Raw genomic sequence first — 12,231 nt, 5'->3', positions numbered from 1 at the left:
GGGTTACCGGTCATTAGGTGTGTCTATAGATTGTGTTTTTGTTTGGTTTGGTGGGTGAAAGTCTGGTTTGGTTAGCTTTTTTAGCTATAGATTTAATGGTTGTTGTGTTTTCTTGAGTTTGTGTTAAGGGGTGTTTTGGTTGCCTTGGCTTATGCCAAAGCAACTACCGGTTCGTTCATGCCCGTCTTGTAAGGGGTGGCGGGTAAAGAAAAATGGTGTCACCTCGGCTGGCGCACCTAGGTACAGGTGTCTTGATTGCGGGGCGTGTCATACCAAACACAGACCGCAGGCAAGGGCTGGCAACACGTATGAAGCGTTTGTTTCCTACCTGTTAGGTAAACACGCTCACAGTGAGCTCGATCGCGGTAGTGATCGCAGTGTTCGACGCAACTTCACGTGGTGTTGGAACCCGCTAGTGCCTACTCCACCGGTCAGTGGTGAAGTATGTGATCAAGTCTTCATCGACGGGACGTATCTAAATGGTGGGTGGGTAGTCTTAATCGCTTGTACCACTACTAACGTATTGAACTGGCAAGTATGCGCTAAAGAAACCACAGCTGCCTACCAAGCCCTCCTAGCCCCGATAGCCCCACCTCTAATGGTGGTAACAGACGGGGCAAAAGGTGGTGAGCGTGCCATTAACAGTTTGCGGCCCACCACTAAGATTCAACGTTGCCTAGTCCATGTACACCGCAATAACATCACTGACCTGACTCGCAAGCCTAAAACTACTGCCGGCCAGGACCTCATGTACTTATCACGACAATTAACCCGCATCACCAATACCGAACAGGCCGCTAACTGGCTTACCACTCTGGCTGCGTTTTACAACCAATACGACCAATACCTAAAACAACGTACCTTCGCTAAAGACCTACCCCAAGCCCTTAGAAAGCCTGGGCATAAATGGTGGTACACCCACGAACGTGACCGCCGCGTGTACTTCCGTCTCCAACGCCTAGCCAGAAAAGACCAACTATTTGCCTACCTGACCAACCCCACGCCAGCCCAAAACACTTCGACCTACAAGCCCCATGGGAAGACGGCCTATCAATCAGAAAAGGCTGGGCAGGCAAATACAAACCCTAAAACAACACGACACGCCACCAATAGACACACAAATTGTCCGGTAACCCTTCATTTTGATACAAAGTGAGCGTCCTATTTTTGTGTTGCGCGGAGGGGCGGTTTGGCTTGTCAGCGCAGGTTTGTGGATTTTACTCGCTTGTCTATATGCGTCTGCGGGGGTCGCCGAGGTGATGCGCCTGAGGCTGATTTCAGCTAGTGGGTGCGTGCCTGGGAGTAGCCGCTAAAAAGTGTTGCTGGCGCTAAAAGGTTTGTATAGTGAACAGACTTCTTAGATCCTTTTTCTATTTTCTACTGGTAATCATGCGCGAGATCCGAGGCGTAGAGCATTATAGCTTCCCCAGCTTGGCGGATGGCTTGGCGTATATGTTCGCGTTTGAGGTCCAGTGAGCGTAGCTGGCCGTCTACTTCTGCGAGAGCTTCGATACGGCGGTATTGGGAACCGTGTCTTTCAGCGTAATCTGCATAGCCACCGTCCCCAACGAGGCAACCGCGCCATCCTCGCTTTTCAGTCGTTTCGATATCCGATTCATGGACTTTCCTATCTAAAGGATCTTGATAGATTTAGCGACTTTATCCAGATTTGCCTGGTTCTCTTTTTCGAACATGGCAGCAATGGAAACCACCGTATTGTCGTCAATCTTTATAAACCAGGCACGGCTCGTCAGGTTTTGATCACTAATCGTGAAGTCCAGGGTACGCACGTCATGTCCCTGCATTTTGATGTTTTCCACCCGACCTGGCTGTAGGTTGTACTCAAACCCGGTCGCTTGGGAAACGAACGTACCTTCTGCCTGTGGAATCTCAGTTACGTTAGGATCCTGATTACCGACCACATAGTTATACAGGTTTTTTGAAGCGTGGATATTGCTCCAGTTAAAGAATTCTCCTTCCGTATTGTCATAATCCTTTGGATAGGCAAACTCAACCTTGCCAGCAACTGTGTCAGTCATCCAGCCGTCGGGTACTTCCGGCGCTGCCTCTCCACCACCGGCGCAACCGGCCAGAGAAACTGCACAGACCGCAAACATGGCCCAAATCGCTTTGTGCTTCATTACACCCCTTTCTATCAACACCGACGATACACCACTACGTGAGTGTTACCACTGGTTTAGTGGACACCCAATTGGTACGGATGTTGTGTCCGTAGGAGAGGATGTTCATTGTGAGTCAGCAACGTAAGGGGGTTACACCGGAGTACCGGCGCGAGGCCGCGTATCTAGTGATTGAGTCCCAGCGCCCGATTGCTCATGTGGCGAGGGAAATTGGTGTCGCTCCTGGGCTTTTGGGCAAGTGGGTCAAAATGAGAGGGAGTGCCGAGGTGCCTGCGATGGGATGAGCGGGGCGGATCTTCGGGCTGAGAATGCTCGTCTGCGTCGTGAGTTGGCAGAGGCCAGGATGGACAACGAGTTTTTGCCAAAAGCGATACCCTTCTTCGCTGCGAAGCAACGCGAACGAAAAAGTTCGAACTAATGTGGCAGGAGAAGGCGAATTAAAGTTTCAAGCGTATGGCACGCCTGTTGAGGGTGTCTCGGTCCGGATACTACAAATGGGCTGGCAATCAGCAACTATTACAAGGAAGAACAACGGTTGATTTTTGCGTATTCTCCGAGCCGTGCGAGCGGTTCGGTGGCTGAGAAAGGGATGCAATCCGCGGCGGCGCAACGCTACATTGCTTTTCACGAGGCTGGCAAGGCTCAATGGCAGGGAATTCTTGATGAGGCTAAGCAGCCTTCGAGTGGTGTGTCTGGGATTCCTGGGGCTGTGGGTGGTGTGTCGAAGGTGTCGAGTGATCCGAAGGATGTTTTTGCGAAGTATGCGGATCGTCTGGAGGGCCTGACGGATGCTTTGAATGATTCCCAGAAGGCGACTTTGGGCATGATGTATAAGCTCGCTTCGAAGAAGGGAGGCGAGGACTCTATGCAGAAGGTTGAGGAGAAACTCGGTATTGACCTCGGTTCGAAAGCGGGTCTGGACAAACCAACCGCTGCAACGTCGTCGCATATTGAAACCGAGGCATAGCGCTTTGGAAGTATTTACGAAGCACCCTCGTGATTTCAACTATTTCCTGCGTTGTTGACTCACAATGAACATCCTCTCTTACGGACACATCATCCGTACTACTTGGGTGTCCACTAAACGAGGGTAACCTCTAAACCGTAATCTCCGTCTCCTTGACCGAAAATCGAAATCTACGAAACTGACGGAAACGAGGCAGACCTTTTCGACCTCTTTCGTTCTAACAGCTGTGAATAGTTACCCCAGTGGCATACGGGATCACTTCAGGTGTAGGAATTTGATGAGGAGCCACATCAATCGAGCAGAATTCCTGAAAATGATGGCTGCTGGCCAGGCACTCACACCCGGAAGTGAAGCCACGGAGTTCATGCATGCCCGCGCAGTCCAGACCCGGCTTCTGTGTCAGCAGCTGAACTCAGGGGTGCACAGCGCCGAGCAGCTCCGCGACATCATTCAGCAGATCACCGGCGAACCTGCCAATCCAACACTTAACGTGGTGACTCCCCTGACTATCGACTGCGGCATCAACCTGCATTTTGACGAGGGCGACTCACACGGATGCGAAATGTGCAATCACCGCGCCCGCTGACGGGTCAAGCGTGATTTCACCACCATAGGGCAGGACAAGTTGCGGTCGCGTATGGCCAAACGGCAACCCGATACACACCAGCAGGTCGCGCGTGTAGTCAACGATGTTGGACAGAAGGTACTCGGTGTAGGCCTCGCGGCGAGCCGTGACCACAGCTTCCGGCTCGTCGGGCATCTCGCGATTACGCACCACAGGACGGGCGAACACCAGACCTGCGGCGGCGTCCAGATACCCACGCTCCCCCATCGCGCGCACCCAGCGTCCCACATAATCCGGCGGTGGCAGCATTTCGGATGTCTCCAGCAGAAGAATCGCACCTTCGAGTTCACGCGCCGCCGGCAGACGGTCCGCGAGCGCCAGCTGATCGATCACTTCCATGCAGCCGCCCCAGGTGCGCCCTCGTACAAGTGCGTCAGGGCCGATAAACTCGAGGGGAATTGCGCTTTCTCGTCGGACAGGCTCAGTCAGTGCCTGTGGCGTCGACCAGTCCCACCCGTAGTCCTCACTGTCTTCAGGCATGGGCAAGGGCAGGTCTTCCTGACCAAAAAGCGCTGCACGCACCGTTGCCAGGTGCTCGCTATCCACACCAGGGCCACTTCCGAAATGCACCATGGAGGCGCCACCGTGATATGACGCGATTCCGTTGCGCCACAACCAGTTCAGGATATTTGTGTTGTCACTGTATCCGAACACCGGTTTCGGGTCGCGTCGGGCCAGAACAGGGTCAAGGAACCGGGTGATCCGGATCTGATCGTCGCCGCCCACGGTGGTGAAAATGGCGCGGATCTGCGGATCAGCAAGTGCGGCATTGAAGTCCCTGGCGCGATCAGCTGGTGACGCATTCATTGCCGCCGTGGTGGGGTATTCAACCACTTCCACATTCAGCAGCTCTTCCATGCGCGAGACCGCCTGGCGGTGAACCTCCGGGAAATAAGCCGGTGCCGCCCACGCAGGTGACAGCAGTGCCACTTTGTCGCCAGGCTCTGCAGGAACAGGTGCCGAAATCTGGTGTGCCATGGTTGCCATCGTAGAGCCACCGCGGGCACCTCTCCATGCACTCAGGCCCTGGCTGCGCCGAGCCAGGGCCTGAGATGTGTCCGCACCAACGGTTCCAGTGCTTCTAGTCCTCCGTGGTGAACAGCGGATGGTCGATAAGTGAGACCGAGGGGTGCTCACATTCCAGATCCAGCACGGTGATCCGATGTCTGCCGGGTTTGAGCAGCGGCGACGGGACGTACAGTGCGTGCTGTGGCCCGATATTCCAGAAACGCCCCAGGCAGAAGTCATCAATCCAGGCGATACCGTGACCGCATTGCGATACGTCCAGGTAGGCGTCCGCCTCGTCCTCGACGTCAAATGCCGCCGAGGCAAGAACTGGCAACCCGGCCGAAGCGCTGAGCTCGGGATTTACCACATCCGTTTCCTGACATGCGGCAAGGAGCGATTCTGGCGAAAGCGAGACAACCTGCCAATTGTTCAGGAAACGCACCCCGTACCAGATTCCTCGAACGACTCCCTTAGGATCGCCCAGGTGGGGGCCAAAGTTCACACGCCCCAGGTTCTCGACGAGTATTTCCAGCTCAACCGTTGTCCCCTCGAGCGATTGCCTCTCCGCAACATCGCCCAGCGCAGGCTCCAGCGATATTTCCTGGTCAGGATTGTTGCGATCAGCAACTCCCAGGAAGACCCCATTACCCCACACGTAGGCCCTGTCGTGCAGCTCCATGAACCGAAGCGGCACAATGGCGCCGTCAGACCAGGGGAAGACCGTGATCTCGCGTTTGAGCAGCTGGAATCCCAGGTCGATTCCCGCTTCTTCAAAGGTGGGAACCCACGGCCAGCCTTCACCTTCACTGCGCCACAAGGGCAGTGTGCGCAGGTTGTGGGAATGCTCGAGCTGCAGATCCAGGCGCGGCTGCATTGTGGGATTTTCCGTGATCCCCAGGCGTTCGCGTTCTGCCTCGTAATCGGGAAGATCCCGGTAGCGTGCGATCGTCTGTCGGTAGGCGTGGAATTTTGCCGTGAGCCTTCCGTCTTCAGCAATGGGAGCGTCGTAGTCGTAGCTGGTCGTGGTCGGCTGGTAGTCCTCCGCCTGGTTCGCACCGGCCCACAGGCCAAAGTTGGTGCCTCCGTGCGCCATATAGAAATTGACACTCATGCCGTGCGAGAGCATGAAATCGAGTTCGTTCGCACAGTCCTGGGCGTCTCTGTCGTGGTGGGGTTCTCCCCAATGGTCAAACCACCCGTTCCAGAACTCCATGCACATCCCCGGCCCGCCGTCTGTCCACTGAGACAGCACGGGGAGGACCTGTTCAGCTCGCGACCCGAAGTTACCGGTCGGATACGCGCCCTCCACGGTTCCGGCAGATAGCCACAGGGAAGCACCGCCGTCGCTTGTCACCAAGAGTTCATCGATCCCACGGTCGGTGACCATATCTCGCATAATCGCGAGGTATTGCGCGTCATCCCCCCATGAACCATATTCGTTTTCCACCTGGACGGCGACGACGTTGCCACCCCTGTTGGATTGGCGCTGCGCCACAATCGGGATGAGCTGATCGAACCAGCGGGACACTTCCGCCAGGAACTTCTCATCGCGGCAGCGCAGCCGCAGGGATGTGTCGTGCGTCAACCACGACGGCAGGCCGCCGTTTTCCCATTCGGCACAAATGTAAGGCCCTGGTCGCACAATCGCGTCCAGGCCAAGCTCCGCCGCAATGTCGAGGAAGCGGCCGAGGTCTCTGCCACCTTCAAATGACACAACCCCGGAAGCCGGGGCGTGGAAGTTCCACGCCACATATGTCTCGACGGTATTGCAGCCCATCAGGGCCAGCCGCTTGAGACGGTCTTCCCACAAATCCGGGTGCACTCGGAAATAATGCAGTGCGCCGGAAATGATGAGATGCGGTTCATTGCCGCGCAGGAACTGCGCGCCCCGCACTTCCAGTGTTGATCGCGTCATGATGATTTCAGATTCAAAATATTGAGAATAGCGTCTGCCGGCAAGGTGTTATTCGGTACCCAGGTAGTTTCTCCCTGAACAGGCCAGCCTGTCCACCTCATCGAGTTGAGCTCGGCTTTCCAGCCGGCAGTTGCTGTGGCGATGAACGGGGCCTCCTCAGCCAGGATCTCCTGTGCTTCGACAGCCAGCTTCTTGAATTCATCATCCGTGCTTCCCGGTGGGAATTCTCCAAGCTTGACGCCGATCTCATCGAGACGCTCGTTCTTGAAGAACATCTCGTTGCCGTCATTCTTTTCTCCAGGCGTTCCGACGCGCGCCGAGTCAAAGTGCGTAACGACGTCCGTGATCTGCAGACCCTGCGTCGGGCTCGAGGACATCATGCCGTAGTCGCCCGATTCGACCAGCTGAGAAAATGGCTGGTCAGCCAGCTGGTTGATTCCCACTGTCAGGCCGAGGTTCTGCTTCCACTGGTCAGCTAGGATCTGCGCCGTCAGCACCCATTCGGTGTAGGGCTGGTAGACATCATATTGCAGCGTGTAGGACTGTCCGTCTTTCACCAGATTGCCGTCGACAACCTCCCATCCGGCGTCAGCCAGATCTTTCTTGGCGGCTTCGACATCCAGCTTTGCTTCCTGACCACTCGCGAGGATATCTCCGTACACGCGGGGGTCAAGACCAGCCTTCGTCGGCACTGAGTATCCAACGTTGACAGCCTTCGCGGCAGCTTCCAGGTCAATCGAATCGCGCAGCGCACGCCTGACTGCGGGATCGTCGTACGGTGCTTTCATCGTGTTGAAGACGATTCCGTCGCTGGTGCCCACCGGGTAGAAGGTATAGCTGAAGTGCTCGGGGTCCTTGCTGACGTATTCTTCATCAGCGTTTTCCCACCCGGCCGTGCCGTAGTCAATTGTCCCCTTCTTCAGGGCGTCCTTAGCGGCGTCAGCACTCATGGCCATGATCTTCACGGTCTTGACGTCAGTGGATGTGTCACCCCAGTAGTCGTCGCGCATCTTCAGTGTCAGCTGCTGAGGCGAGAAGGAATCAAGGACGAGGGGACCCGTCCCGATCGGCTCAGGGTTGGTGAAGGTAGCCGGATCCTCGTCTTTCCACACGTGCTCCGGAATGATCTGGCGCTTTGCGAATGAAACCAGGTCAGCGAACGCCGGTTCGTCGTACACGACCTTCACATGAGTGTCGTCGATAGCGCTGACTTCCTTGAATGGGTAGTACGCCTTGGTCTTTCCGTCGATCACGAGCTGCCAGGTGAACGCCACATCCTTCGCGGTGAATGGTTCACCGTCGCTCCACGTCGCATCGTTACGCAGGGTGAATGTCAGTTCTGTTCCATCCTCATTGAATTCCCATGATTCAGCAAGGAAGGGAAGAACCTCACCGGCCTTGGTGCGATCAAGACGAACCAACGGCTCGTAAAAGAACGCTGTGCCCGGCGTAACCGCAGTTGCTGTCGGGGAGAACAGGTTGAAGTTCTGACTCCAGGTGGTTCCGCCCCAGCCGGCAATCTTGACCTCGGAGCTCGATGCGTCTCCGGAGGCACTCGACGATGCCCCGTCTCCCTTGTCGAAGGAGCACCCGACGCCGGTCAGCGTCACCGCTGACAACAGGCCGACTGCCAGTGCTCGTCTCCATCTCCTCATCATTGTGTGACCTTTCTGGTACGTAGTTGGATTTCTTTCATCGCTTTTTCGTTCTCTTGACTCGCCTGCTCGGATCCGGTGCAGCGCCAATCAGAACCCGCGTATAGTCGTGCTCAGGTTCGTGCACAATCTGTTCGGTCTGGCCCACTTCAACCAGCTTCCCGTGGTACATCACGGCCATCCGGTCAGACAGGTATCGCGCACTGGCAATGTCGTGCGTGATGTAGAGGATGGACACGCCACGTTCATGACGCAGCTCATCGAGCAGATTCAGCACACCGATTCGTATCGACACGTCCAGCATCGACGTGGGTTCATCTGCCAGCAGCACAGACGGCTCCACAGCCAACGATCGCGCGATCGAGACGCGTTGCCGTTGCCCACCGGACATGGAACTGGGATACCGGTCGATGAACTCTGAGGCAGGAGTCAGATGCACGATCTCCAGCAGTTCCAACGTTCGCTGCTCAACTTCCTGCCGACTAGTGGCGCGGCCATGCAGTTTCAACGCTCTGCCGATGATGTGACGCACCGTCTTCAGGTTGTTGAGCGAGGCAAACGGGTCCTGGAAGATCATCTGCACCTGCCCGTAGTACTCAATAGGCCTGATGCGGTTCGGCCCGCTGAGGTTCACCGTCTTGCCGTGCAGCAAAATCTGCCCGGAATCGATGTCACCGAGGAGGGCAAGGGCACGCGCCAGCGTCGTTTTTCCAGAACCCGATTCACCGACGAGGGCGACCACTTCGCCCTTGTGCAGCTCGAGGCTGACATGATCGCAGGCAGTGACAGTGCTGCGTCCACCTGATTGTGCCTTGCCTTCAAAGGTGACGGTCACATCTTCAGCGGCGAGAACCACTTCAGTTTCGGGCATGGTCGTTCCTCCTCTCCACCATGACGGGGCAGGCCACTGAGCGTCCGCCTCCAAGATCAATCAGAACTGGCGGCTTTTCCTCGCACCGCGCTTCTCTGAATTCACAGCGCGGCGCAAAGGGGCAGCCTGGTGGCAGATTCAACAGGTCGGGAGGGGTGCCAGGAATCTCGTGGAACTTCCGCTTGGGCTGGGTCAACGAGGGGAAAGCATCCCGCAGACCACGCGAATACGGGTGGATCGGGTCATCTGCCAAGTCCTCGCCATCAGCAATTTCAATGAGCTTGCCGGCATACATGATTGCGATGCGATCAGCGATCTCGAGGAGCAACGACAGGTCGTGCGTCACGAAAATGACCGAGAATCCCAGCTTTTCCTGAAGTGCCAGAATCTCGTCGAGGATCTGGCGCTGCATGACGACATCGACGGCAGTGGTCGGCTCATCCATCACGATCAGTTCTGGATCGCATGCCAGCGCCAGCGCGATCAGTGAGCGCTGCCGCATCCCTCCGGACAATTCATGCGGGTAACGTGTCATGGCGTCAGGGCCAATGCCAACATCTTCCAGCAGCGACACTGCGCGTTCCTGGCGAGCCTTCTTATCCATCCTGGGATTATGGACTGCCAGCACGTCATCGAACTGTTTGCCCAGACGCATCACCGGGTTCAGGCAGGCCATCGCCGACTGCATCACGATTGACAGATCAACCCACCTCAGGGGGCGGATCTGGTCCTCACTGGCACGCGCCAGATCGATGGCCTTTCCGTCTGGGGAATAGTAGCGAATTGCGCCAGATGCGATAACGGCGGGCGGTTTTTGCAACCTCATTATCGCTGTCAGAAGCGTCGATTTTCCGGAAGCTGATTCACCAGCCACGCCCAGGATCTCGCCTCGATGCAGCGTGAAGCTGACGTCGTTGCATGCCCGCGCATCGGCGTCAACACCAAGATAGTCGACGCACAGGCTGTCAACTTCCAGCAGTTTCACTGGCTCTGTCATGAGGTCACCGTCCCTGTATCTGCGCTCCACATCACGGGCTGATCGCTGGATCGAATCTCTCGGTCACGTTTCCTGTTGAACTTGCGGGTGATGCTCGTCAATCGTGCGTTCAGTGAGGGGTTCGTGATTTCATCCAGACCGAAGTTCACCATTGCCGTCGCAAAGCCGATCAGGGCGATACAGATACCTGGAGGCAGGAACCACCACCACATGCCGCGCAGCAATGCGCCCTGCTGTTGTGCCTGCCCGATCTGCATGCCCCAGGACATTCCGTTTGTATTTCCAATACCTAGGAATGCGAGGGAGGATTCAGCGAAAATGCCAGCCACCAGAGCACGCAGGAACATTGCCGAAATGATGCCGCCCAGGTGAGGCACGATTTCGACCATGACGATTCGCCACCTCTTTTCTCCGATTGAACGCAGAGCCGCAGTGAAGTCTCTGTTGCGAAGAGAAAGCGTTTGCGAACGGATGACTCGCGCACCACCGGGCCACTCCAGGAAGCCGATAATCAGGGCGATCATGACGATCCCGGCATTGTTGATGTAGCCGGCGATGATGAACATCAGTGCAAGGCTTGGGAGGGTCATCAGCACGTTCACGAAAGCCATCGTCACCTTGTCGATCAGGCCGACTGAGTATCCCGACCATGTTCCGACCAGGACAGCGATCACCGTTGCCAGAAGACCGGAAATCAAACCGACGAATACCGATCCGCGCGCGCCTTTCACCGTCTGCGCAAATACGTCCTGTCCGGCAAGGTTCGTGCCCAGAAGGTGCTCGCTGCTTGGCGCTGACCCCATGTTTTCGTAGTCAACGGCTGCCGGGTCCAGGTTCATCACTGTGGTAATGAACAGTTCACCGAAGATCGCAACGATCAGGAAGAAGATCAGGATAGAAATTCCGACCTGTACTTTGCGGCTTGAGAGAAATTGCTTGAGCATCAGTTCTCCCTCGTTCGAGGATCGAGAACCACGTACAGGGAATCTGCAACGAAGTTAGCGATCAGGACGGCAAAAACAATCATGAGGAAGATGTTCTGCATGACTGGATAATCCTTCGCGAGGATCGACTGCAGCAGCAGGTAACCGATCCCGGGGTAGGTGAAGACGATTTCACTGAGGACGACACCACCCACGATGCCTCCCATTGCCATGGCCAGATTCGTAATATTCGGCAGGAGCGCGTTACGCGCCGCGTAGCGGAACAGCACGGTTCGCTCGGGCAATCCCTTTGCTTTTGCCAGCGTGACGTAGTCTTCCGAAATCGTGGTCACCATCATGTTTCTCATCGAGAAAAGCCATCCGGCAAAACCGATCAGGATGAGGGTGAATGCGGGCAGTGCGCCATACCGCAGCACGCTCATAACGAAGTAGAAGTTATTGATGTCGAAAGGAACATCGGGGTCATATCCACCTGCACCAGGGAACCAGTTCAGCTGGAAGGAAAAGACCCACAGCACGACCATCGATACCCAGAATGCTGGGAATGATGAGAACAACGTTGAAGCGGGAGTGAGGATGTTGTCGAGGCGCGATCCCGGGTTCCAGCCGACGATGGCTCCCAGAGCAGTTCCCACGAGCCAGGCGAGTAAAGTTGTCACACCTACCAGCAGGACGGTCCACGGCAACGCACCACTGATGAGTTCTCCCACGCTGGTCGGGTATCGCATGACGGAGATACCGAATTCGCCGTGCAGGACGTCCCAGATGTAGGTCAGGAACTGTTCCACGATGTTCTTCTGCGGATCACCGTAGAGGGAATACATCGACTGAACCTGTTCTGCACTGAGCTTGGTTCCCGTTTGTTGTTCGATCTGGCGGGTCAACGTGACCACCGGATCGCCGGGCATGAAGCGCGGAATGGCAAAGTTCAAGACGACTGCCACAAAAGCAGTGACGACATAGAATCCCAGGCGTTTGAGCAGATAGACCAGCCCGGTTGGACTGTGTCGTTGCCGTGTCTTTTCCGCAGCGGCAACTTCTTCCACGGAAGCGACTCCTTCTAGAGACATCGGCACCCTCCCTTGGGATACGTAGTCGATTCTTCACG

14 protein-coding genes are annotated in these 12,231 nt (G+C 56.1%); 4 read left to right on the top strand and 10 right to left on the bottom strand.

The genetic code is table 11. The annotated features are described in order from the left end of the window. Positions 1-151: 151 nt before the first annotated feature. On the top strand, positions 152-1,156 hold the full coding sequence (locus tag BN3002_RS11530; RefSeq protein ID WP_117394383.1) for an IS1249 family transposase: 1,005 nt from the start codon (positions 152-154) through the stop codon (positions 1,154-1,156). Positions 1,157-1,377: 221 nt separating this feature from the next. Here BN3002_RS11530 and BN3002_RS11580 read toward each other — a convergent pair whose 3' ends face one another. From BN3002_RS11580 to BN3002_RS10640, 3 genes are read right to left on the bottom strand one after another with little or no spacing between them, the layout of a single operon-like run. Next, the gene (locus BN3002_RS11580; protein WP_504739174.1) at positions 1,378-1,512 is read right to left on the bottom strand and encodes a hypothetical protein; all 135 of its coding nucleotides are present in this window, start codon (positions 1,510-1,512) and stop codon (positions 1,378-1,380) included. Continuing rightward, on the bottom strand, positions 1,491-1,619 hold the full coding sequence (locus BN3002_RS11395) for a hypothetical protein (protein ID WP_257525666.1): 129 nt from the start codon (positions 1,617-1,619) through the stop codon (positions 1,491-1,493). Before BN3002_RS11395 ends, BN3002_RS11580 begins: the two co-directional genes overlap by 22 nt. Before the next feature lie 12 nt (positions 1,620-1,631). Beyond that, positions 1,632-2,141, bottom strand: coding sequence for a hypothetical protein (locus BN3002_RS10640; protein WP_058237810.1), 510 nt, complete (start codon positions 2,139-2,141; stop codon positions 1,632-1,634). Between the two features lie 101 nt (positions 2,142-2,242). Here BN3002_RS10640 and BN3002_RS11525 point away from each other — a divergent pair, with 101 nt between their 5' ends. The 3 genes from BN3002_RS11525 to BN3002_RS10625 all read left to right on the top strand — a co-directional run bounded on the left by BN3002_RS11525 (position 2,243) and on the right by BN3002_RS10625 (position 3,694). Further along, positions 2,243-2,425, top strand: coding sequence for a transposase (locus BN3002_RS11525; protein WP_082628667.1), 183 nt, complete (start codon positions 2,243-2,245; stop codon positions 2,423-2,425). A 251-nt stretch (positions 2,426-2,676) separates the two neighbouring features. After that, the gene (locus BN3002_RS10965; RefSeq protein ID WP_058237809.1) at positions 2,677-3,108 is read left to right on the top strand and encodes a hypothetical protein; all 432 of its coding nucleotides are present in this window, start codon (positions 2,677-2,679) and stop codon (positions 3,106-3,108) included. Between the two features lie 277 nt (positions 3,109-3,385). Continuing rightward, positions 3,386-3,694, top strand: coding sequence for a hypothetical protein (locus tag BN3002_RS10625; protein ID WP_058237808.1), 309 nt, complete (start codon positions 3,386-3,388; stop codon positions 3,692-3,694). On the opposite strand, the gene BN3002_RS10620 is transcribed toward BN3002_RS10625, so the two are convergent. The 7 genes from BN3002_RS10620 to BN3002_RS10590 form a co-directional block, all read right to left on the bottom strand. Then, positions 3,656-4,711 (bottom strand): S66 family peptidase, encoded by a 1,056-nt coding sequence (locus BN3002_RS10620; RefSeq protein WP_058237972.1) that lies wholly within the window; start codon positions 4,709-4,711, stop codon positions 3,656-3,658. The genes BN3002_RS10625 and BN3002_RS10620 overlap by 39 nt on opposite strands. Positions 4,712-4,814: 103 nt before the next feature. Beyond that, positions 4,815-6,656 (bottom strand): glycoside hydrolase family 35 protein, encoded by a 1,842-nt coding sequence (locus tag BN3002_RS10615; RefSeq protein WP_058237807.1) that lies wholly within the window; start codon positions 6,654-6,656, stop codon positions 4,815-4,817. After that, positions 6,653-8,314, bottom strand: a complete 1,662-nt coding sequence (locus BN3002_RS10610; protein WP_082628665.1) for an ABC transporter substrate-binding protein — start codon at positions 8,312-8,314, stop codon at positions 6,653-6,655. Before BN3002_RS10610 ends, BN3002_RS10615 begins: the two co-directional genes overlap by 4 nt. 34 nt (positions 8,315-8,348) lie before the next feature. Further along, the gene (locus BN3002_RS10605) at positions 8,349-9,182 is read right to left on the bottom strand and encodes an ABC transporter ATP-binding protein (RefSeq protein WP_058237805.1); all 834 of its coding nucleotides are present in this window, start codon (positions 9,180-9,182) and stop codon (positions 8,349-8,351) included. Next, positions 9,169-10,179 carry an ABC transporter ATP-binding protein gene (locus BN3002_RS10600; RefSeq protein ID WP_058237804.1) on the bottom strand — a complete coding sequence of 337 codons (1,011 nt, stop codon included), beginning with the start codon at positions 10,177-10,179 and terminating at the stop codon, positions 9,169-9,171. The genes BN3002_RS10605 and BN3002_RS10600 overlap by 14 nt, the downstream gene beginning before the upstream one ends. Then, positions 10,176-11,123: an ABC transporter permease gene (locus BN3002_RS10595; protein WP_074026244.1), complete on the bottom strand. Its 948-nt coding sequence runs from the start codon at positions 11,121-11,123 to the stop codon at positions 10,176-10,178. The genes BN3002_RS10600 and BN3002_RS10595 overlap by 4 nt, the downstream gene beginning before the upstream one ends. Next, a complete protein-coding gene (locus BN3002_RS10590) occupies positions 11,123-12,193 on the bottom strand; it encodes an ABC transporter permease (protein ID WP_092648220.1) in 1,071 nt (356 codons plus the stop codon). Before BN3002_RS10590 ends, BN3002_RS10595 begins: the two co-directional genes overlap by 1 nt. Positions 12,194-12,231: the final 38 nt, after the last annotated feature.

Origin of the sequence: Actinomyces ihuae (genome assembly GCF_001457875.1) — a bacterium.
In the GTDB taxonomy this organism is placed as follows: Bacteria; Actinomycetota; Actinomycetes; order Actinomycetales; family Actinomycetaceae; genus Pauljensenia; species Pauljensenia radingae_A.
The sequence above is the reverse complement of the archived record's forward strand: the minus strand, read 5'-3'. Positions and strand labels throughout refer to the sequence as shown.